Source organism: Micromonospora inaquosa (genome assembly GCF_003857055.1).
Lineage (GTDB): Bacteria > Actinomycetota > Actinomycetes > Mycobacteriales > Micromonosporaceae > Micromonospora > Micromonospora inaquosa.
This window is the reverse complement of sequence record NZ_QGSZ01000120.1, coordinates 1-20,799: the sequence shown is the minus strand read 5'-3', so window position 1 is coordinate 20,799 and position 20,799 is coordinate 1. Positions and strand designations below refer to the sequence as shown.

General features: G+C 71.3%; 15 protein-coding genes and 4 pseudogenes. 10 read left to right on the top strand and 9 right to left on the bottom strand.

Annotation, left to right across the window (positions count from 1 at the left end; genetic code table 11):
- Nucleotides 1-57 precede the first annotated feature (57 nt).
- The 3 pseudogenes from DLJ59_RS38030 to DLJ59_RS38020 all read left to right on the top strand — a co-directional run.
- Nucleotides 58-459: pseudogene (locus DLJ59_RS38030) on the top strand (DNA gyrase subunit A); the annotation flags it as partial.
- A gap of 12 nt (nt 460-471) precedes the next feature.
- Nucleotides 472-1,353 (top strand): annotated as a pseudogene (locus DLJ59_RS38025) (LAGLIDADG family homing endonuclease); the annotation flags it as partial.
- 393 nt (nt 1,354-1,746) lie between these two features.
- Nucleotides 1,747-3,828 (top strand): annotated as a pseudogene (locus DLJ59_RS38020) (DNA gyrase subunit A); the annotation flags it as partial.
- Between the two features lie 95 nt (nt 3,829-3,923).
- Here the strand turns inward: DLJ59_RS38020 and DLJ59_RS03025 are convergent.
- Nucleotides 3,924-6,737 (bottom strand): AfsR/SARP family transcriptional regulator, encoded by a 2,814-nt coding sequence (locus DLJ59_RS03025; protein ID WP_124770985.1) that lies wholly within the window; start codon nt 6,735-6,737, stop codon nt 3,924-3,926.
- A 302-nt stretch (nt 6,738-7,039) separates the two neighbouring features.
- Between DLJ59_RS03025 and DLJ59_RS03020 the strand changes: the two genes are divergently transcribed.
- Both DLJ59_RS03020 and DLJ59_RS03015 read left to right on the top strand, forming a co-directional pair.
- Nucleotides 7,040-7,378, top strand: coding sequence for a peptidoglycan-binding domain-containing protein (locus DLJ59_RS03020; RefSeq protein ID WP_244235804.1), 339 nt, complete (start codon nt 7,040-7,042; stop codon nt 7,376-7,378).
- A 66-nt stretch (nt 7,379-7,444) separates the two neighbouring features.
- A complete protein-coding gene (locus tag DLJ59_RS03015) occupies nt 7,445-8,041 on the top strand; it encodes a peptidoglycan-binding domain-containing protein (protein WP_124770983.1) in 597 nt (198 codons plus the stop codon).
- A 143-nt stretch (nt 8,042-8,184) separates the two neighbouring features.
- Here the strand turns inward: DLJ59_RS03015 and DLJ59_RS03010 are convergent, their stop codons facing one another.
- From DLJ59_RS03010 to pseB, 7 genes are read right to left on the bottom strand one after another with little or no spacing between them, the layout of a single operon-like run.
- Nucleotides 8,185-8,820: an alpha-ketoglutarate-dependent dioxygenase AlkB gene (locus DLJ59_RS03010; RefSeq protein WP_124770982.1), complete on the bottom strand. Its 636-nt coding sequence runs from the start codon at nt 8,818-8,820 to the stop codon at nt 8,185-8,187.
- Nucleotides 8,821-8,880: 60 nt separating this feature from the next.
- Nucleotides 8,881-9,966 carry a PseG/SpsG family protein gene (locus DLJ59_RS03005; protein ID WP_124770981.1) on the bottom strand — a complete coding sequence of 362 codons (1,086 nt, stop codon included), beginning with the start codon at nt 9,964-9,966 and terminating at the stop codon, nt 8,881-8,883.
- Complete coding sequence (locus tag DLJ59_RS03000) at nt 9,963-10,706, bottom strand: cytidylyltransferase domain-containing protein (RefSeq protein ID WP_279635721.1); 744 nt, start codon at nt 10,704-10,706, stop codon at nt 9,963-9,965. The genes DLJ59_RS03005 and DLJ59_RS03000 overlap by 4 nt, the downstream gene beginning before the upstream one ends.
- 26 nt (nt 10,707-10,732) lie before the next feature.
- A complete protein-coding gene (locus DLJ59_RS02995; protein ID WP_124770980.1) occupies nt 10,733-12,559 on the bottom strand; it encodes a class I SAM-dependent methyltransferase in 1,827 nt (608 codons plus the stop codon).
- Nucleotides 12,549-13,397 (bottom strand): hypothetical protein, encoded by an 849-nt coding sequence (locus DLJ59_RS02990; RefSeq protein WP_124770979.1) that lies wholly within the window; start codon nt 13,395-13,397, stop codon nt 12,549-12,551. The genes DLJ59_RS02995 and DLJ59_RS02990 overlap by 11 nt, the downstream gene beginning before the upstream one ends.
- Before the next feature lie 10 nt (nt 13,398-13,407).
- Complete coding sequence (locus DLJ59_RS02985) at nt 13,408-14,565, bottom strand: DegT/DnrJ/EryC1/StrS family aminotransferase (RefSeq protein ID WP_124770978.1); 1,158 nt, start codon at nt 14,563-14,565, stop codon at nt 13,408-13,410.
- Entirely contained in the window at nt 14,565-15,545 is a 981-nt protein-coding gene (pseB, locus tag DLJ59_RS02980; protein WP_030335851.1) for a UDP-N-acetylglucosamine 4,6-dehydratase (inverting), read from the bottom strand. The genes DLJ59_RS02985 and pseB overlap by 1 nt, the downstream gene beginning before the upstream one ends.
- 365 nt (nt 15,546-15,910) lie before the next feature.
- On the opposite strand from pseB, the gene DLJ59_RS02975 reads away from it, so the two are divergent.
- Nucleotides 15,911-17,647: a hypothetical protein gene (locus DLJ59_RS02975; protein ID WP_158630772.1), complete on the top strand. Its 1,737-nt coding sequence runs from the start codon at nt 15,911-15,913 to the stop codon at nt 17,645-17,647.
- 102 nt (nt 17,648-17,749) lie between these two features.
- Here DLJ59_RS02975 and DLJ59_RS02970 read toward each other — a convergent pair whose 3' ends face one another.
- Nucleotides 17,750-18,259: a GNAT family N-acetyltransferase gene (locus tag DLJ59_RS02970; RefSeq protein WP_124770976.1), complete on the bottom strand. Its 510-nt coding sequence runs from the start codon at nt 18,257-18,259 to the stop codon at nt 17,750-17,752.
- Nucleotides 18,260-18,359: 100 nt separating this feature from the next.
- Here DLJ59_RS02970 and DLJ59_RS02965 point away from each other — a divergent pair, with 100 nt between their 5' ends.
- From DLJ59_RS02965 to DLJ59_RS36795, 4 genes and pseudogenes are all read left to right on the top strand, one after another.
- Entirely contained in the window at nt 18,360-18,611 is a 252-nt protein-coding gene (locus DLJ59_RS02965; protein WP_091401397.1) for an acyl carrier protein, read from the top strand.
- The gene (locus DLJ59_RS02960; protein ID WP_124770975.1) at nt 18,608-19,888 is read left to right on the top strand and encodes an AMP-binding protein; all 1,281 of its coding nucleotides are present in this window, start codon (nt 18,608-18,610) and stop codon (nt 19,886-19,888) included. The genes DLJ59_RS02965 and DLJ59_RS02960 overlap by 4 nt, the downstream gene beginning before the upstream one ends.
- Complete coding sequence (locus tag DLJ59_RS02955; RefSeq protein ID WP_124770974.1) at nt 19,881-20,636, top strand: SDR family NAD(P)-dependent oxidoreductase; 756 nt, start codon at nt 19,881-19,883, stop codon at nt 20,634-20,636. The genes DLJ59_RS02960 and DLJ59_RS02955 overlap by 8 nt, the downstream gene beginning before the upstream one ends.
- A pseudogene (locus DLJ59_RS36795) lies at nt 20,620-20,799 on the top strand (hypothetical protein); the annotation flags it as partial. The gene DLJ59_RS02955 and the pseudogene DLJ59_RS36795, both read left to right, overlap by 17 nt.

The window sequence follows — 20,799 nt, the reverse complement described above, 5'->3', positions numbered from 1 at the left end:
CGACAGCGAGCGAATCATCGAGCCAGCGCCCGTTCCGTTCCCATGGAGAGCTGAGTCATGGCACGCCGTAAGGAAAACAAGGTCGATCTCTCCTCGTTCGACCAGGCCGGCGCGCGGGTCTTCGACAACCCGCTGGTCACCGAGGTCTCCGACTCCTACCTGGAGTACGCGTTCTCGGTCATCCACTCCCGCGCTCTGCCCGATGCCCGCGACGGCCTCAAGCCCGTGCACCGACGCATCCTCTGGTCGATGTACGAACAGGGCTACCGCCCCGACCGTGGGCACGTGAAGTCTGCCCGAATTGTCGGGGATGCAATGGGAAAGTACCATCCGCATGGCGATACGGCCATCTATGACGCTATGGTCCGACTCGCGCAGGACTTCTCCCTCAACGTGCCCCTCATCGACGGGCACGGCAACTTCGGCAGCCCGGACGATGGCCCGGCAGCCTCGCGGTACTGCGTTACTGGAGACACCCGCATTCGACTTGCTGACGGCACCAGCCCTCGAATTGCTGATCTGGTAAGCATCTCTGCAGACAGCGAAGCCGATGTCGACTTCGAGGTGCTCGACAAAGACGGTAAAGCTGTCCAGGTTGACAAGGTGTTCAACTCCGGCGTCCATCCGACGGTCCGGATCGGCACGGACGCCGGTTTCTCGCTTCAAGGCAGCGAGAATCACCTGTTGCTCTGTCTTGAGGCGCCCATGGGCGTTCCCATTTTTCAATGGCGACGGCTCGATGAGCTTGCAGTCGGCTCGATCGTCTGTGTGGCACGGAACGCTTGGTCCCAGGTCATACCCACCGCCCGTGAATACTCGCTGGGCGTCCTCGGCGGCGCGTGGGCGTCCGAGGGCTTCGCGAGTGAGTCCAGGGCTGGATTCAACAACACCGACGCGCACTTCTTCGATGAGGTTCTGCATGCGTACGATCAAGTGGTTGGCGGTCGGCGTTATGTGAGCGAACGGCAGACTCGTCGCGACCGGAAGCGCGTTCAGGAAATCGATGTTCAGATTTATGCCGGCGGTATGGACGCTTTCCGTACAAGTCCGTTGGCTGAATTCATCGGGCATCAGGCCCGAGACAAGTTTGTACCGGAATTCGTCTGGAACGGTGGCTGGGGTGTTAAGCGGGCCTTCCTGATGTCCCTCTTCGAAGGGGACGGCGGGGTGCGGGTCGCCAAGGACAGCTTCACCATCCAGTACACGAGTTACAGCGAGCGGCTTACCAGAGAGGTCCAAGAGCTGCTCGCCGAATTCGGCGTCGTCGCCTGCTGGCGCCGTTACACGCGCCCCAGCGGCTCGATCGAGCACCGCCTGGTGATTTCCGGTCTGCGGAACATCAAGGCATTCGCCAATCGGGTGGGCTTCCTCCGCACCAAACAGGCAAAGCTGGACAAGGTTCTGCGACATGCGCCATTGCGTCCGCATCGGCTGAGCAAGGACCATGTTCCCTTCGTTGCCACCTACGTGCGTGACACCTTGGACTTCGACCGTCGTGGTAGCGGCCGCAAGTGGCTGACGACGCACAACTTCGATCGCGTCGAGCGGTGGGAGACCGAGCGTCTCCGGATCATCGATCGCATCAAGGAGCCGGAGCTTCTGGCGACCATCCTCCCGATCATGGACTCTGGCTACCGGTTCGAGCGCGTCACCGACGTGACGCCCTGCGAGCCGGCGGAGGTCTACTCGGTTCGGGTCAAATCCGAGGACCACTCCTTCCTCGCGGGCGGTTTCGTCAACCACAACACCGAAGCGCGGATGTCCCGCGAGGCCATGCTGCTCGTCGGTGAGCTGGGCGAGGAAACCGTCGACGTCGAGCCCAACTACGACGGGTCGCTGACCCAGCCGACAGTGCTGCCGGCGGCCTTCCCCAACCTGCTGGTCAACGGCGCGTCCGGGATCGCGGTCGGGATGGCCACCAACATGATCCCGCACAACCTGGCGGAGGTCGTCTCCGCGGCCCGCTGGCTGATCAACCACCCGGACGCCACTCTGGACAAACTCATGGAGTTCGTCCCCGGCCCCGACCTGCCCACCGGTGGGGTGCTGCTCGGCCTGGACGAGGTGCGGCGGGCGTACGAGACCGGGCGCGGCGTGGTGCGGATGCGCGGCAAGGTGGAGATCGGCCCGATCGAGGGCAGCCGGGGCCGTCAGGCGATCACAGTGGTCGAGCTGCCCTACGGCGTCGGCGCGGAGAAGGTCATCGCCGCGATCACCAACGAGGTCACCAAGACCAAGCGGCTGACCGGCATCGCCGACGTCAAGGACCTCACCGACCGGGAGAGCGGCACCCGCCTGGTGGTCGAGTGCAAGGTGGGCGTCAACCCGCAGGCGCTGCTCGCCGACCTCTACCGGCTGACCCCGCTGGAGCAGTCGTTCGGCGTCAACAACCTGGTCCTCGTCGACGGGCAGCCGCGCACGCTGGGCCTGAAGGCGCTGCTGGAGGTCTTCCTGGCGCACCGCTACGAGGTGGTCACCCGACGCACCTCGTACCGCCGACGCAAGCGGCAGGAGCGGCTGCACCTGGTCGACGGTCTGCTGATCGCGTTGCTGGACATCGACGAGGTGGTCCGGCTGATCCGGGGCAGCGACGACGCGCAGGCCGCGAAGGACGGGCTGATGAGCCGGTTCGGCCTCTCCGACATCCAGGCCACGTACATCCTGGACACCCCGTTGCGTCGGCTGACCAAGTTCGACCGGATCGAGTTGGAGGCCGAGCAGGAGCGGCTGCGCGCCGAGATCGCCGAGCTGAGCAAGATCCTCGACGACGAGCGGGTGCTCCGGAAGGTGGTCTCCGACGAGTTGGCGTCCGTGGTCAAGCAGTTCGCCACCGAACGTCGTACCACGCTTGTCGACGGTGACCTGAAGGAGGTGCTGGCCGCGTCCGCGCCGGCCGGCCCGCTGGAGGTCGCCGACGACCCGTGCCAGGTGATCCTCTCCGCGACCGGGCTGGTCGCCCGGACCGCCGCCGAGTCGGAGGAGAGCTCCGAGGGGCGCCGCCGCAACGGCCGGGTCAAGCACGACACGGTACGCGCCATCGTGCACTCCACGGCCCGTGGACGGGTGCTGCTGTTGACCAGTGCCGGTCGGGCGTTCAAGGTCGACGTCCTGCCGCTGCCGGTGCTGCCCGAGCAGGCGGGCACTGTGTCACTGCGGGGCGGTATGTCCGCGGCCGAGCTGGTGCCGTTGGCGGCGGGGGAGACCGTCGTCGGCCTGGCGCCGCTCGGCGGCCAGGCGGAGGGCTCACCGGGGCTGGCGTTGGGCACCCGGCAGGGCGCGGTGAAGATCTGCGCGCCGGAGTGGCCGGTGCGCTCCGACGAGTTCGAGGTGATCGGTCTGCGCGACGGTGACGAGGTGGTCGGGGCGACCTGGCTGACCGATGGCACCGAGACGCTGACCTTCGTCACCTCGGAGGCGTCGCTGTTGCGCTTCCCCGCCGGGTTGGTCCGGCCGCAGGGCCTCAAGGGCGGCGGTATGGCCGGCATCAACCTGCCGGCCGGGGCACGGGTGGCGTTCTTCGGCGCGGTGCGCACCGACGACCCGGGGCACGGCGAGCCGATGGTGGTCACCTCCACCGGCGCGACGGTCAAGGTGACGCCGTTCAAGGCGTACCCGGCGAAGGGCCGGGCGACCGGCGGCGTGCGCGCGCATCGCTTCCTCAAGGGTGAGACGGACGTGGCCGTGGCCTGGGTGGGCCCGCGGCCGGTCGGCGCGACCGGCACCGGCGACCCGGTGGAGTTGCCCGCGGCGGATCCCCGCCGCGACGGGAGCGGCTTCGCGGTGATGCTCGGCCCAACGGTGGTAGGCCACCTGATCGAACGCGACTGACCTGGAGTTGTGCGGGTCCTGCCGCTCAATCCGCCGCATGGTCGTGCCCGATCCACTGTTGAGCACGACCATGCGGCGTGGGACGTCCCGCGGTACTAGGCCGGCACCGGACGTTCGAGGCGGCGGCGAACCTCCTCGGCCGCCGGGTCGCCCAACTCCTGGTAGATCCGTGCGGCCAGGCGCCAAGCGTCGGCGGCGGCGAACCGGTCGCCCATCCCTTCCCGGGTGTCCCCGAGCCGGATGAGGGTCTCCGCCTCGTGATACCGGTCCGCGGAGTCCCGAAAAAGTTTGATCGCCTGCTCGTAGCAGTCGACCGCCCGGTCGCGTTCACCGAGGCGGTCGTAGGCGAAGCCGAGGCTGTCCAGCGTCGCGGCCTGACCGTTGCGGTCGTCGGTCCGTCGTTGCTGGTCGAGGGCCTCGGTGCAGCTGGCGATGGCCTGAAGATAGTCGCCGGTGGTGGCGAGCAGCCAACCGATCGCGTTGAGGGTCCGGGCTTCGCCCGCGTGATTGCCGACCAGCCGATAGAGCCGCAGCGCCTCACGACCGTGCGCGAGCGCCTCGTCGAGCCGGCCGTCCAGGTAGCAGAGCTCACAGTAGTTGTGCAGCGTCTGGGCCTGGCCGATCGGGTCACCGAGATGTCCGTGCAGCTCAAGCGCGCGTTTGAGCCGGTACTCGGCTGTGGTGCGGTCGCCCAGTCGGATCAGCGCGCGGGAGAGCAGCCGGTTGGCGACGGCCTGACCGGCGAGGTCGTCGATCTTCTCCGCGGCACCCAGCGCGACACTCTGGATGGCGAACTGGTCCTGCCAGAGGCCACGCGGCGCCACGAAGGTGGTCAGCGCCCACGCGATCTGCCAGGCGTACGCTTCGAAGCCGTTCTCGGCGGCCTGTCGGACGACCCGGACCAGCACCCGGTGCTCCGCCGTGAACCAGGCGAGCGCGCCGTCGTGATCGGTCACCGGCCGTCTGCCGGGCACGGACAGCGGCGGCACCGGCTCGATCGTGGGCCACTGCGGCTGGAGCAGCAGGGCGGCCGGGTAGGCGGCGTGCAGGTAGTGGTCGTACAGGCGCTGTCGGGCTGCGACGTGTTCGTCGTCGCGCTCCGACGACTGTGCGAGCTCGGCCGCGTAGGCGCGCAGAAGGTCGTGGAAGGCGAACCGGCCGGGCGTGTGCTCGGTGAGCAGATGGAGTCGGGTCAATTCCCGCAGGATGGGTGTGACGGCGGCGGCCGGCACACCGGCGAGCGCCGAGGCCGCGGCGGCGGTCAGGTCCGGGCCCGGATGCAGCCCCAGCAGGGTGAACAGCCGGGCCGCGTCCGCACCGAGGGCCAGGAACGACCACGAAAAGATACGCCGGACGTCACCGTCGGCCAACGCGTCCAGCCTCGCCTCGGCCGAGTGCAGTTCGGCGGCGATCGCGCTGAGCGGAAACGTGGGATGGGTGGCGACGCGTGCCGCCACTATCGACAGTGCCAGCGGAAGCCGGCCCGCGGCCTCGATGATGTCGGCCACCGCCGCGGACTCGGAGGCGAGCCGGCTGACCCCGAGACGTCGGGCCAGCAGGCTCCTCGACTCCTCGGCCGTGAGCAGGTCCAGTGTCAACGGGGTGGCGCACTCGGCGGCGATCAGGCCGCCGAGCCGGTCACGGCTGGTGACCACGACCATGCAGCGGCCCGCACCGGGCAGCAGGGCGCGCACCTGGGCGGAGTCGCGAGCGTTGTCGAGCACCAGGAGCATCCGGCGGGAGGCCAGCAGGCTGCGGTAGAGGCCAGTCCGGGCCTCCATGTCGGAGGGGATCCGGGTGTGGGGAACGCCGAGCGCTTCGAGGAAGCCGGACAGGGCGTCGGGCGGGGACACGACGCCGGCTTCGTCGTAGCCGCGAAGGTTCACGTAGAGCTGGCCGTCGGGGAATTGGTCGGCGACCCGGTGCGCCCAGTGCAACGCCAGGGCGGTCTTGCCGACTCCGGCCATGCCGGACACCACGGAGATGGCCACACTTGTCGGCCACTGAGCCCCGCCGTTCAAAAGACCGTCGAGGCTCGCCAGTTCGACGCTGCGTCCGACGAACTCCGGCACCGCACGCGGCAGTTGCTCGGGGCGTTGAATGAGCGGCCCCACTTCTGTTTCCGGCGCCGGCCGGTCCGGCGCCGTTGGCGGTTGCGCCGCCAGCCCGGGGCGGTGATGCAGGATGTCGTCGTACAGGGTGACGAGCTCGGGTGCGGGATCGAGGCCGGTCTCCTCCGCCAGCGTCTGTCGGGCCTGCTGGAACGCATCCAGTGCGCCGGCCACGTCTCCGATGCGGTACAGGCCCACCATCAGCTGGCCCCACGCCCGCTGTCGCAGCGGGTGTCGGTCGAGCAGGCCGCGCAACCGGTGTACGACGTCGGCCGACGCGCCGAGGGCCAGCACCGCCTCGGCGTAGTCCTCCTCGACGAGCAGCCGGCGCTCCTCCAACTGTGCCACCCGGCGAGCCAGGGTCGAGCGCAGCGGCAGGTCGGACAGCGGTGCACCACGCCACAGGCGCACCGCGGCGGAGAGTTCGGCCTCGGCCCGGTCCAGATCGGATGCGGCGAGCGCCTCACGGCCCCGCGTGGCGGCGGCATCGAACAGGTCCAGATCCCGTTCGCCGGGGCCCACCCGCAGCAGGTAGCCGCCAGCCGCTGCGGTTATCCCATCCCAGGTCGTCCCACCGCCCAGCGACCGCCGTAGCCCGCGCACATAGGTGCGAAGGTTCGCGGCGGCCGACGGCGGCTCTTCGTCGCCCCACAGCATCGCTGTCAACTCGTCGGTGCCGACGACCTCGTTCGGGCGCAGCAGCAGGGTCGCCAGCAGGAGACGCTGCTTCACCGAGCCCAGTGGAACCGACCGACCGTCGTGGTACACCCGGAACGGGCCGAGGAGTTCGAAACGCAACCAGGCACCTCACATGTGGGCACTGCCATGTGCCGCCACGTTTACACCACCCGGACAACGCGGGGTGAGTAGATGATCTATACGCCAGTTGTGCGGCGGTTGTACGGGCCCCACCGTACCGTTCAACCGTCCCGCACCGCCCCATCCACGAGCATCCAAGCGCCGGGCCTGGCTGCACGGCGATGGCGCGCGGCCACACAGGACCTATTGCCCACTCATTGCCCAGAATTGGAGCAAAATCGATGCATTCAAGGGTTGCCGCGCTGCTGACTGCTGTCGCACTGGTGTTCGCAGCAGTGGTCGTGACCGCAGGTCCGGCCTCCGCCGCCACGGCCCCATGCCGCCAGTACGTCTACGGCTACGGCGGAACCGGCAACTGCGTCAAGGCCATCCAGGGAATCGCGAACGTCCTCTCGATCACCAACTCGGCCCGGTCCGAGGCGGGTCCGGTCGCCCGGGACGGCCGCTTCGGCGCAAAGACGCAGGCCGCGATCATCAAGATCCAGCGTGCGGCAGGAATCGGTGCCGACGGATACGTTGGCCCGCAGACCTGGGCGACGCTCTGCTACCACGGCGCGTTCTGGGGCCACGACATGCAGGCCAAGGCCGACTACCGCTGGGCGAAGTCGTACGCCTGCTGATCCGCCCATCGGCCGCCCGGCTGACACCGCCGGCCGGCACCGCGCCCTCCGCGGCGTTGTGCCCTCATGATTCCCGACCAGAGGAGATGTATGTCGTCGCTCCACTCCATCCGCCGCGCCCTCAAGACAGTCGCGGTGCCCGCCGTCGGCGTGGCACTGGCCATCGGCATCAACGTCACCATCGCCACGCCCGCTGCGGCCAGCGGCTCCTACACGGGCAGGGCGTTCGTCCATGGCACCGGCGCGGTGTCTGACGACTTCGATGACGAAGGCGTCACCAACGTCACCACGCACCGCAACTCGAACGTCGCCTGTCTCTGGCAGACCATTCTCTGGGCGAATGGCTACCTGCCCTCGTCCGGGATCGACGGCGTCTTCGGCGACCAGACCGATGCCGCGACGAGGAACTTCCAGCGCGACAAGGGCCTCTCGGCGGACGGCTCCGCGGGCCGGAACAGCTGGACGAAGGCCGGTGACAGGCTGGTGCAGCGCGACGACCAGAACGGGTGGCGGTACGTGGTGTACCGCGGGGCGACGGGTTCCAGGAGCCCATACGGCTCGCACGAATTCGTCGTGCAGCGCTCGCCCGACGGAAACTACCGGTTCTACCCGCCTCAGGGTGGCGGCCCCTACTGGGCCGCCTACAACTCCCGCACCTGCTGACCAATGACTCGCAAGGTAGGCCCGGACGGGCGGTGGGGCCGTCCGGACCTACCTTGCGGTTCTGCGGCCGATCGCCATCGATCCAGCGCGGCCGGGCGCGTCGATGAAGGCCGCGACGAAGCCCCGGGCCTGCAAGCCCAGGGTCAGGCGACGTTGTGCGGGCGGAACTGGACGCTTACTCGCGCGCCCACGGGGCGGGCGGTCTTGGGGATGGCGTGCTCCCAGGTGCGTTGGCACGAGCCGCCCATGACGATCAGGTCGCCGTGACCCACCGGGAAGCGCCGGCCCGCACCGCCGCCGCGTGGGCGTAACAGCAGCGGTCGGGGTGCTCCGAAGGAGACGATCGCGACGATGGTGTCGGTGTGCGCCGAGCGGCCGATGGTGTCGCCGTGCCACGCCACGCTGTCGCGCCCGGAGCGGTAGAGGCACATGCCGGCGGTGACGAAGGGCTCGCCCAGTTCGGGCGCGTAGTAACCGGTCAGTGCGGCCCGCGCGGCGGTGAGCACGGGGTGGGGGAGTTGCCTCGCGCCGTCGTACCAGCAGAGCAGACGGGGCACGTCGACCTCGGCGTCGTACATGGTGCGCCGCTCGGCACGCCAGGGCACCTCGGTGAGCAGGGTGTCGAGGACCGAGTCGGAGCCGCGCACCCAGCCGGGGAGGTGGTCGACCCAGGCGCCCCGGCTGAGCTGGTGTCGGCGGATCTGGCCGGGCAGCGGCTCCAGGGTGGGCCCGGCGTCGGCCAGGTCGAGCATCGACGGCTGGTAGGCGGCCTGCGTCATGCAGCCACCCTAGCAGCACTTTCGTACACCCGTGCGAATTGTGGCGGCGGCCTGCCGGCGTCAGCGCGTGACGGCGGCGGGGCGCACCGCGTCGAACACCGCGTCCACGACCCGCGCCCGGCCCTGCCCGGTGACGGTGGACCAGGCGCGCGCGGCGAGCGTCGCCCGCCGCTGCGGCGAGCTGAGCAGCCCGTGCAGGGTCCGCGCCGCCGTCGCACGGGCGGCGCGTCCGGCGACGCCGCCGGCGGTCAGCTCCGGCAGCTCGCCGAGGCCGGCGGCCACGCCGTGCCGCACCACCCGGGCGTACGACTCACGTTGGTTGTCGACCACGCAGACCAGGGTGCTCGCTGCGCCGAGGCAGCAGAGTTCCCAGGTTGACGTGCCGGCGGCGCTGACCACCAGGTCCGCTTCGGTGATCAGTGCCGGTAGCGAGGTGGTGGGCGGGACCGGCCGGATGAGCTGCCCCCGGCCGGGGGTGATGTCCTCGACCTCCGCTTCGATCTCTGGTCGCCCGACGATGACGGTGAGGTCCATCGGGTGACCGGTGGCCACCAGCACCCGGGTCAGCACCGGGGCCGCGCCCACCGCGTCGGTGCCGCCGAAGAAGGCCAGCACCCGGGGGCGGCTGACCGGTGTGGCGGGCGGGGCGACCGGCGGTCGGGCGTTGATCACGCTGTCGCGCAGCAGGGCGTACCCGCTGCCGGCGAGCAGCCGGCCCGGCAGCCCCGGCGGTTGCGCTGCGGGCCGCAGCCCCGGCAGCTCCGCGCCGAAGTTCTGGTCGAGGTAGAGGTCCGCGACCTGGCCTCGGCTGTCACCGTCGATGATGGCGAGGGTGTACACGCCGGCGGCCCGCAGCGCGCCGGCCCCGGCCGGGTCCAGGTCGTAGGAGTCGAGGACCAGCACGTCCAGTGCGTGTCGGTGGGCGGTGTCGACCAGTTCGGCCGCCGAGTCCGGGCCGGGGAGCAGCGGGATGCCCCGCGCGGCCAGCTCCGCGGTGGCCCAGTCCAGCCGTTCGACGGTGCCGAACACGGTGACGTCGGCGCCCCGGGCGAGGAACTCCTCGGCGAGCGCCAGGCAACGGATGAGGTGGCCGACGCCGCGCCGGGGCCCGGCGTCGCAGCGCAACCCGACCCTCAGCGTGTTCAGGACTCCTCCAGCTGCTTCTGTCGGACGTCCGCGTTGAGCGCGCGCAGCCGGGGCTGGCCGTCGAGCCAGTCGGCGAGCTTGGCCAGCGGCACGCTGACGTCACCGAAGTGGTCGACGATCGCGCTGACCAGTGCCCAGTCCTGCTCGGTGTCGAGGGTCAGCCGCAGCGCGGAGCGGTCCGGGGTGAGCGTCACCCCGAGCACCCGGAACAGTTCCGGGTGGGTGCACGCGTACGAGGTGACGTGCACCCGGTGGTGGTCGGTGGCGAGCCGGCCCAGGGTGCGGAGTGTCTCCGCTCGGATGATCTCGACGTCCAGCCCACGGGGCAGGGTCCGGGCGATCGACGTGCTCACGTAGTCCAGCCCGGGGACCGCCCGGTACACCGACGCGACCAGGTTGATGATCTTCGGGTCGAGCAGCGGGCAGTCGGCGGTGAACCGCATGACGGCGTCCCCCGGGTGCGCCGCGAGGGCGCCCACGAACCGATCCAGCACGTCGTCGACCGGCCCGCGGTGGCACGGCACGTCCAGCCGCGCGCACTCGACGGCCACCGCGTCGTCGACCGCGTCGGTGCTGGTGGCGACCACCAGGTCGGCCAGGACGCCGCTGTCGCGGGCGGCGCGGACCACCCGGCCCAGCACGGAACGGCCGGCGAGTGGGCGGAGCACCTTGCCGGGCAGCCGGGACGAACCCATGCGCGCCTGCACGATGCCGACGATCCGTGGCGCGACGTCGCCCACGGCGGCCCCGGGCACCGGTACAACGCTCACTGCTGCTCCTCCTGCTTGGGGGCGAGCACAGCGGTGGCCCGGCGTTTGGCGGCGCGGACACCGCGCTTGGCCAGCCGGGCCGGAGTGATGGCGAGCCGACCCACCCGATAGCTGAGCGACCCGCTGAGCAGGCCGATCGTCGCCTCAGCCCGGCGCAGCGCCCGTTCCCGCGAGGTGAGCAGTTCGTCGGTCCACGCGGTCAGCGCGGCCAACCGGGTGAGTTCCTCGCGCTGGCGCAGCCACGCCTCGCGCAGCTGCTGGTAGCTGTGCCCGCCGACCGGCGGACCGGTCGGCGCGACGGCGTGCAGCTCGGTGGCGAGGTCGACCCGGCCACCGGCGTCCAGCCCGTGCAGCGCGGCGGTGATGGCAGCCTCGACCTCGACCGCCTCGCTCACGGTGGCGCGGTCGAGATCGAGGCCGGCGAGGCCGCCGAGCACCACGGTCAGGCCCACCACGTCGAGAGTGGACGGCCACGGATGGGCGTACCCGCCGGTGAGCAGGCCCGCGGCGAAGCGCCACAGCCCACGGGCGAGCACCACGTCGGCGGGCAGCGGGGCGGTGGCCCGCCAGCTGGGGTCGAGCACCGCGTACCGCTCGCCGTCGAACACGACGTTGTCGGCGCCGGCCAGCGCCGCCGCGCCGGCGATCCGGCCGTCGGTGTCGGCCTGGTCGGCGAGCCAGCCCGCGTACCCCTGTAGCAACGCGCGCACCGTGCTCAGGTCGCGGCGCAGGGCCGCGTCGAGCAGCAGGGTACGCAGCAGCCGGCCGGACGGTACCGGCCCGGACAGCGCGTCCGCGTCCCGGTACGCGGCTTCCCGGCTCGCGAACGGCGCCACGGCCGGCGTCCTCGCGTCGCTGGTGGGGATGAGCCCCCAGCGCCAACCGGAGGGGCCGTGCAGCACCTCCAACACGCCGATCTCGGGGCGACCGGTCTGCACGAGAGCCACCGGCAGGTCCCGGTCGGCTGTCGGCGTGCTCGGGTCCGTGGGGTCGGCGGGACGGTGGGCGAGCGTCAGCCAGCCCGGTGCGAGGTCGGCGGCGCGCCCGGCGTGCAGCGCGTCCACCGCCAGCCGGGCCGGGTCCTGGAGCACTGTGGCGCTGGTGAAGCCCCCGGCGCAGGCGCCGTGCAGCACCGCGTCGAAGAGGCCGGAGCCGGCGTCCCGGTCGAGGTGGTCGGCGTCCAGCAGCGCCGTCGGCGTGCTGACATCGGGGTACGCGGCCCAGCACGTGGCCGGCAGCAGCCCCGCCACGCTGAGCCGCGCGCGCAGTTGATCCCGGTTGGCCGGGTGGGCGCGGTCCAGCACACCGCCGATCGCCCAGGCGGAATCGTCCCGGCGGGCGTACCAGGGGGTGGTGTCGACCAGCCGGTGCAGCCCCAGCGGGTTGTCCAGGCGCAGCAGCAACGCGCCACCCGGTCGCACCGCGGCGACGAGTCGGGCCAGCACGCCGTCCCAGCCGAGCTGGGTGCCCTCCACCGACTCCACCGGGTCCAGTCCGGCGGCCGCGATGACCACGTCGTACGTCTCGTCGTCGGGCAGCCCGGCCGGGCCACCCACCACCAGGCGGGCCGCCCGGTGCGCCAGCGCCACCGCGTCCGGGTGGCTGCGCAGCAGGCAGGTCACCTCGGCGTGGGCGAGCTGGTCGAGCAGCGCCGGGTCGTGTGGGCCGGCCACCAGGACCCGGGCGCCGGGCGGCACCAGCCGGGCGGCCAGCGCGGCGAGCGGCCCACCGTCGGCCAGCCGTTCCTGCGGCAGGTCGGACCAGGCCAGCATCTCGCCGCCCGGCAGGGTGATCCGGCCGGCGGGTGCCGTCTCAGTCGTCACGGTCTTCCTCTTCCTCCTGGAGGTTCGCCCAACCGAGCAGCTCGCGCAGCTCGGCCGGCGTGCAGCGGTGGTCGGTGCCCAGCTCGGCGCGGGCGATCTCGACCGCGGTGGGCAGGTCGACAGTGCTGCCGTGCAGCTGCGGCCACTGCCGCCGGATCCGCGCGGTGCCGCCGAAGGTGGGGTCCTCGTTGGACAGGATCATCGGGTCGCCGTAGACGGCTGGCTCACACCCCGCCGCGATGCCGTAGAAGATCGCGCTGGTCAGCCGGTTGGAGGCGACCCGGCGGTGCCGGCGAAGCTCGGTGAGCTGCCGGTCGAGGAAGTCCGGGTCGGTGTCCTTCCACCAGTGCCCCCGGTAGCCGTGGCAGATCACCCGGAACCCGGCGCGCTCGTAGAGCCGGCGCACGTTGCGCATCCGGTACTCGTGCCAGTAGAGGCAGACCGTCACCGGGCCGGGTTCGGTGTCGCGGATCAGGGCGATCAGTTTGCGATGGTCGCCCTTGACGTGCTGCCCCTCCCAGCCGTGGAACGGGTACCAGATGGTGCCTTCCCTCTCCTCGGCCGGTGGTTCATCGGGTCGCATGGCCAGCAGGTAGACGAACGGCGCGCCGATGACGACCACGTTGCGTCGACCCACCGACCAGGCCCGGCGACGGGTCTGCTCCGACCAGAGCAGGCTGGGGGTGCGCTCGGCGTACGGGTGCCCGGGGGCCAGACCGTCACCGATGTTCCAGCCGTGCTGCACGTACCCGTTGATCCGTGGTGGGTGCCGGTCGCCGAGGCCGGCGTAGCGGGCCAGCACGTGCGCGTGGCCGTAGAAGTGGTTGGCGTGGTGCATCAGGTTCCCATCAGGCGGCGGTACGCACCGAGCCGACCCGCACCGCGGCGGTCAGCGCGTCGATGACGCGGTCCTGGTCGGCGTCGCTGAGGCCCGGGTAGAGCGGCAGCGACAGCTGTTGGGAGTAGAACGACTCGGCCACCGGGCAGGAGCCACGTCGGTAACCCAGGTCGGCGAAGGCCGGGTGCCAGTGCACCGGGATGTAGTTGACCTGGACCCCGATGCCGGCGGCCCGCATCCGGTCGTACACCTCGCGGCGGCGACCGTCGAGCACCCGGATCGGGTAGAGGTGCCAGGCCGGGTCGGCCCACGGTTTGCGGGCGGGCAGCAGGACGCCGTCCAGGTCGGCCAGCGCCTCGTCGTAGCGGGCGACCAGGGCACTGCGCCGGGCGGTGAACTCGCCGAGGCGACGCAGTTGACTGCGGCCCAGGGCGCAGAGCACGTCGGGCAGCCGGTAGTTCAGCCCGAACTCGTGGACCTCGTAGTACCAGCCGCCCTCGTCCTCGACGCGCAACTCGTCACGGTCGCGGACCACTCCCACGCTGCGGAACCGGCGCGCCCGTTCCAGGACCTGCGGGTCCAGTGCGGCGACGGCACCACCCTCGGCGGTGGTCAGGTTCTTGGTGGGGAAGAACGAGAACGTGGTCAGGTCGGCGAGCGAACCCACCGGCCGGCCGTGGTACGTGCCGCCGATCGAGTGCGCCGCGTCGGCGAGCAGCAGCGCGTCGCTGCCGGCCATCGACGTGCGCAGCGCGTCGTAGTCCGCCGGGTGCCCGGCGTAGTCGACCGCCGCGACGACAGCCGTCCGCGAGGTCACCGCTGCGGCGGCCGCCGCCGGGTCGAGGCAGAACGTCTCGTCCTCGACGTCCGCGAAGACGATCTTCGCGCCGAGGGCGGCGGCGCTGCTGGCCGTCGCCACGAACGTCATCGGCGAGACCACCACCTCGTCGCCCGGCCGCACCCCGGCGGCCGCGTACGCCACGTGCAGCGCCGCGGTGCCGTTGGAGACGGTGGTGACGCCCACCCCGCCGGTCCACCGGGCGAGGTCGGCCTCGAACGCGGCGACCTGCGGGCCGGTGGTGAGCCAGTCGCCGCGCAGCACACCGGCCACGGCGGCGACGTCGTCCTCGGTGACCGAGTGCCGCCCGTACGGGAGCATCCCCGTCATCAGTTGATGCCGAGCATGTCGCGCAACTGCTCGACGGTGAGCCACTCGTCGTTGGTGTCCGACTGGTAGGCGAAGCCGTCCGGCACCGGGTCGCAGTCGACCGGTGCCTGGTAACCCCAGGTGGCGATGGTCGGCTGGACGATGAACCGCCCCTCGGCGCGCAGCGTCCGCCGGCTGTCGTCGGGCGCGATCATCTCCTCGTGCAGCTTCTCGCCCGGCCGGATCCCGATCTCGTGCGTGGTGGCGTCCGGGGCCACGGCCTCGACCAGGTCGAGGATGCGCATGCTCGGGATCCGTGGCACGAACAGTTCGCCACCCTGCATCTGGTCGAACGAGTCCATGACGAACTGCACGGCCTGGTCGAGGGTGATCCAGAATCGGGTCATCCGCTTGTCGGTGATCGGCAGGCTCTTGCCCTCTGCGGCCAGCCGACGGAACAGCGGGACGACCGAGCCGCGGCTGCCCACCACGTTGCCGTAGCGCACCACCGCGAACCGGGTGGGGTGCTGGGCGGCGTAGTGGTTGGCCGAGACGAACAGCTTGTCGCCGACCAGCTTCGTCGCGCCGTACAGGTTGATCGGGCTGGACGCCTTGTCGGTGGAGAGCGCGATGACCTTCTTGACGCCGGCCTCGATCGCCGCGTCGACGACGTGCTGCGAGCCGGTGATGTTGGTGGCGATGTACTCCGAGGGGTTGTACTCGGCGGTGTCCACCTGCTTGAGCGCGGCGGCGTGCACCACGTGGTCCACACCGTGCATGGCCCGGGTGAGGCGGTGCCGGTCCCGGATGTCGCCGATGAACCAGCGCAGCCGCGGGTCGTCGCCGAGTTGCTGGCGCAGCTCGTACTGCTTGAGCTCGTCGCGGGAGAACACCACCACGCGGGCGGGGTCGGCCTCGTTGAGGATGTGCCGGAGGAACGTCCTGCCGAAGGAACCAGTTCCCCCGGTGATCAGAATGGACGATCCATTCAACTCACTCAATGTGGTGCTCCCGTGTTCGTGGATGAACGAGCGGCCCTGGGCCAGCCGACCGGGGTGACACGCTAGCCATGGCGGGTTAACTCCCCGGCGCTCGCGGGTGAACCACAACCTCTGCTCCTGTGAATGCCGGACACCGCGCAGGCGAACACTTCCGGCCGCCCCGGATGTGGGCTGACCTGGCCGGATCCGACCGCTACAGTGGCCGCGCGAACGACCGGCGGCAGTGCGCGCGACCCGGTCCCGCGTTCACCCGACATCCACACCAGCTCGGTGCGAGCGGGCCAGCCAGTGCAGCACCGACGCCAGCCGACGAGCCCGACGGGTCGGCGCGGGGCCTGGTCCGGCCGGCAATTCTGGAGGCGTTGATGGCACCCGGTAGTGACGTGATCGACCGGCCGGTGGTGGTCGCCGAGACGCCCGGCGGCCCGCCCGCCCGGCGGTGGCTGGTGCCGCTGCTCCTGCTTGCCGGGTGGGTGCTCAGCGTGGCCTGGCGGATGTGGTTGTCCCGGCACATCGTGCTGCCGATCGCGCACACCGACGAGGACAGCTACCTGAACACCGCCCGCGCGCTGGCCGGTGGCCCGGGCGGCTTCAGCAGCGAGAACGATCTGCTGCGTCGGGTCGGCTACCCGATGCTGATCTCGCCGGCGTTCCTGGGGGACCGGGATTTCACCGACAGCTACCGGATCGTCCAGCTGATCAACGCGATGGTGAACTCGACGCTGCTGCCGTTGGCGTACCTGTTCGGGCGCCGCCTGTTCCAGCTGCGCCGGTCGTACGCGCTGCTCGGCGCGGTCGCGGCGGCGACGCTGCCGGCGACCGCCTTCTACGCGGGCGTCGCCATGATCGACGCGGTGCTGGCGCCGCTCGTGGTGGCCTGGCTGCTCGCCGTGCACCGCTGGATCGCCCGACCCGGCCCGGTCGCCGCCGCCACCGTCGGCCTGCTGGTCGGCGGGTTCCATCTGCTGCACTCCCGTGGCCTGGTGATCGTGGCCGTGCACGCCGGACTGGTGCTGCTGCTGTTCGTCCGCCGCCGGATCAGCCCACCCGTGGTGCTCGCGGCGCTGCTGCCGGTCCTCGCCATGGCGCTCGTCAACGAGGCCGCCATCCGCCACCTCGGCGGCAGGGTCTACCTGCTCGGCAGCACCCCCGACGGCAGCACCTTCGAAGCGCTCGCCTCCGCCCAGGGGCTGGTCCGTACGAGCGCGGCGGTCACCACCCAGCTCTGGTACCTGGTGGTGATCACGTTCGGGATGGCCGGGGTGGCCTGGGCCGGTGCCGTGCGCGAGCTGTGGCGCCCCCGGCACGGCGACGCGGGCCGCTGGACGATGGGGGTGGCGCTGGTGGTGACCATCGGGGTGGCCGGCGGCGCGTCGGTGATCCTGTCCGGCATCACCGGCAAACCGTTGGACGCCATCTACGGCCGCTACGTGCAGATGCTGGCGCCGTTCTGGCTGCTGGTCGGGCTCGGGGTGCTGTTCACCGCCGGCTGGCGGGTGGTGCAGCGCCGGGCGGCCGTCGCGGTGGCGCTGCTGGTCGGTGGCGGTGCGCTGGTCGCCGCCCGACTCGCCTATGTGGCCAGCCAGGGCCACCGGTTGCGGTACGGCGGTTTCAGCGCGCCGGACCTGGCGGCGTTGACCGGGGGCTGGCGGGAGCTGCGACCGGTGGTCGGGTCGCTGGTCGGCATCGCCGGCTGCGTGCTGCTCGTCGCCACGGTCCGGGTGCCCCGCCTGCGGCTGCCGATCGTCGGCGTCCTCGTGGTGGCCAACCTCGTCACGATGCAGGTGATCGACCAGCGGATCGTGCGACCGGCCGCCGAACGCACCCAGCCGACGCCCCGGGTGGCCGACGTCGGCGTACGCCCCGGCGAGCGGGTGTGGGCCTCGACCGGCGTGCAGTACATCCTCCGGTTCAATCTCAGCCACCAGGTGACCTGGACCGACGTGCGGTGGTTCGGCGACGGGCGGCCGCCGGCGGTGGCGCAGGTGGTCTTCGCCCGTTGGGCGCCCGGGCAGGCCGACGACTGGGACGGCACGGCGTACGGCTTCGTCCGGCTCGGCGGCAACCCGGTGCAGCACTGGGCGGCGTGGCGGCGGGTCTGATCCGCGACGCCCCGGTGGACACCGCTGTCCGTGAACGGCGGATGTCCACCGGAAACACTGTCGGTTAATGATTTCGGGCCATTACGCGAAAGCGTTCGACAATCAGCGTTGGCGGCGATCCTCCCGAGCCAGGGAAATCGGGATGACGGTAATTTCCCGGCCGTCGGCAAGCTCCTGTTTCGGGGTGCCCTCGACGAATCGGAACCGCCGGTTCATCTGTCGTACGACGGTATTGTGGCCGAGCACCTCGCCGTCGAGTCGGTCCAGGTGCAGACCGTCGAAGGCGTACTCGACGGCCTCCCGCATGACCCCCAGCCAGGCGGGCAGCGTCTCATCCCGCCCGGCCAGCCCCTCGGCGTCGAGATAGAACCCCCACGCCCCGGTACGCGGGCCGTCCAGCCGCAGGTCGAAGAAGGTGACCACGCCACAGGGGCGGTCGTCGCGCAGGTACACCAGCACCCGTCGGGAGGGGTCTTCGCGGACCGCCGACCACCACCGGGCGTGCTCCTCGGCGGTGATCTCGTGACTGGTCTTGCTGACCTGTCGATTGGTTTCCTGATTACGCCAGGACAACATCAGATGAACGTCGTCCGTCGTCGCTTCGCGCAGCACGTGCGTCTCGCTTTCCTAGCCGTTCACGTCGGGCCCCGGCACCTTACCCGGGCCCACCGGGAAATGGGATACGCATTCGTTGGGTTGTAGACTGCGGCGCATGAACGAATTGAGTCGCGCGCAGATCCGCGACCTCATGGCTCAGGTGTTGAAAAACCAGGACAAGGAGCTGCCGGCCGACGACGCCGCCCAGTTGCGGGAGATCGGCTTCCGGTCGCTCGACTTCTCCGAGCTGGCGCTGCGGGTGGAGGACGAGACGGGGGAGGAGCTCAACTTCGACGCCCCCGGGCTGCGTCGCATCGCCACCGTCGGGGACGTCCTCGACTTCCTCGTCGAGCTGCAACACCAGTGACCGTCGCGACGTCGCGCCACGACGCCCCCGCGCCTGCGGAACCGGCCGGTGTGGACAACCGGCTCGTCGTCGGTGGCGCCGCGCTGACCTGGCGTTCGCTGCCGACGCCCGCCCTGCCCGGCCCGGCGGCGGTCCTCGCCCACTCGGCCGCGCACGCGCTCACCGCGGCGCGGCAGCACGCCGTGCACGGCACCGAGCTGCTGCTCAGCACCGCGAGTCGGGTCGACGCGGCGATGCGCACCGAGCTGCTGGAAGCCGGGTTCACCGTCAGCGTCCTCGACGACGACGGCGTGCACCCGAGCGCGCCGGCCCGGCCGCGAGCCGCCGAGCCGGGCCGGCTCTGGCTGCTGACCTCGGGCTCCACCGGGCGTCCGAAGCGGGTCGGGCACACCCTCGACACGCTGACCACCGTGCGGGTCGACCAACCCGGCCGCACCTGGCTCTGCCCGTACGCCCCCGGCACGTACGCCTGGTGGCAGGTGGTCACCCTGTCGCTGACCCAGCCCGGCCAGCACCTCGTGGTGGTCGAGCCCGACGAGCTGGACGACTGGCCCTCCGTCGCGGCCGCGCACGGGGTCGATGCGGCCTCGGGCACCCCGACCTTCTGGCGGCGCACCCTCTACCGCGACGCCGACGCGCTGGCCCGGGTGCCGCTGCGCCAGATCACCCTCGGCGGCGAGCCGGTGGACCAGGCGATCCTGGACCAGCTGCGGGAGGTCTTCCCGGCCGCTCGGATCTCCTGGATCTACGCGTCCTCCGAGGTGGGGGCGTCCATTGTGGTGCACGACGGGCGGGCCGGGTTCCCGGTCGACTGGCTGGACCGGGAGACTCCGGGCCGGCCGACGCTCTCCGTGCACGACGACGAGCTGGTGGTCACCTCCCCGTACCACGGGGCCGGTCTCGCCGGCCCGGTCCGCACCGGCGACCGGGTGCAGGTGCTCGACGGCCGGGTGCTGATCACCGGCCGACTGGACTCCGACGAGATCAACGTCGGTGGCAGCAAGGTCTCCGCCGGCGTGGTCCGCGGCGTGCTCGCCGGTCATCCGGCGGTGGCCTGGGCCCGGGTGACCGGCCGCCGTGCCCCGGTGCTCGGGCGGATGGTGGTCGCCGAGGTGGTTCTCGTCCCCGCCGAGCCGGCCTCCGCCGACACCGGTGTGCCGGACGAGGCGGCGCTGGTCCGTTGGTGCGCCGACCGGCTTTCCGAGCACGCGGTGCCGCGCCGAATTCGCGTCCTGACCGACATTCCCGTCAAGGAGACCCTGAAGAGCGATGTCTGAGCCCGCCGACACCCAGCTCGTCCCGCCCAGTTCCGTGGTCCTCGTCTCCGGCGGTTCCCGGGGCCTGGGCCTGGCCATCGTCACCGACCTGCTCGACGCGGGCGTACGGGTGGCCGTTTTCGCCCGCACCATCACGCCGGAGCTGGAGAAGCTCGCCGCCGAGCACCCCGACCGTGTGCACGTCGGCTCGGTGGACGTCACCGACCTGCGGGCCGCGCAGAGCTTCATTCGAGAGGTGGAGCAGCACCTCGGCCCGATCGACGGCGTCGTCAACAACGCCGCCATGGGCCAGGATTCCCTGCACGCGCACACCGCCACCGACGACATCGCCCGGATCATCGAGACCAACCTGACGGCCCCGCTGCAGCTGACCCGGCTGGTGGTCCGCCGGATGCTCGCGAAGGGGCTGCGCGGGCGGATCGTCAACATCACCTCGATCTGCGGGCAGCGTGGTTTCCCCGGCCTCGTGGCGTACTCGGCCACCAAGGGCGGCATGGACGCCGCCACCCGCTCGCTCGCCCGGGAACTGGGCGGCCGGGTGCTGGTCAACTCGGTCGCGCCCGGCTTCTTCGCCTCGGAGATGTCCGCGGTGCTCGGCCCGACCCAGCTCGACCAGATCGTGCGCCGCACCCCGACCGGTCACCTGACCGAACCGGTGGAGGTCACCCCGGTGGTGCGGATGCTGCTGCGGGAACACACCAACATCAACGGCCAGGTGATCGTGGTGGACGGTGCCGCCGCCAGCTGACCTGCGGCCGGTCTCCCTCCCGGTGCAACCGGCGCGGCCGACCGGCCTTAGCCGGCCGGGCCTGTCGGCGGGGGCGGGCGGCGCCGCGGTGCCGCGCCCGGTGCCCGGGCTGCTCGCCGCCGCCGAGCGGCACCTGCGCATCGGCGCCCCCGCCGACCTGGCC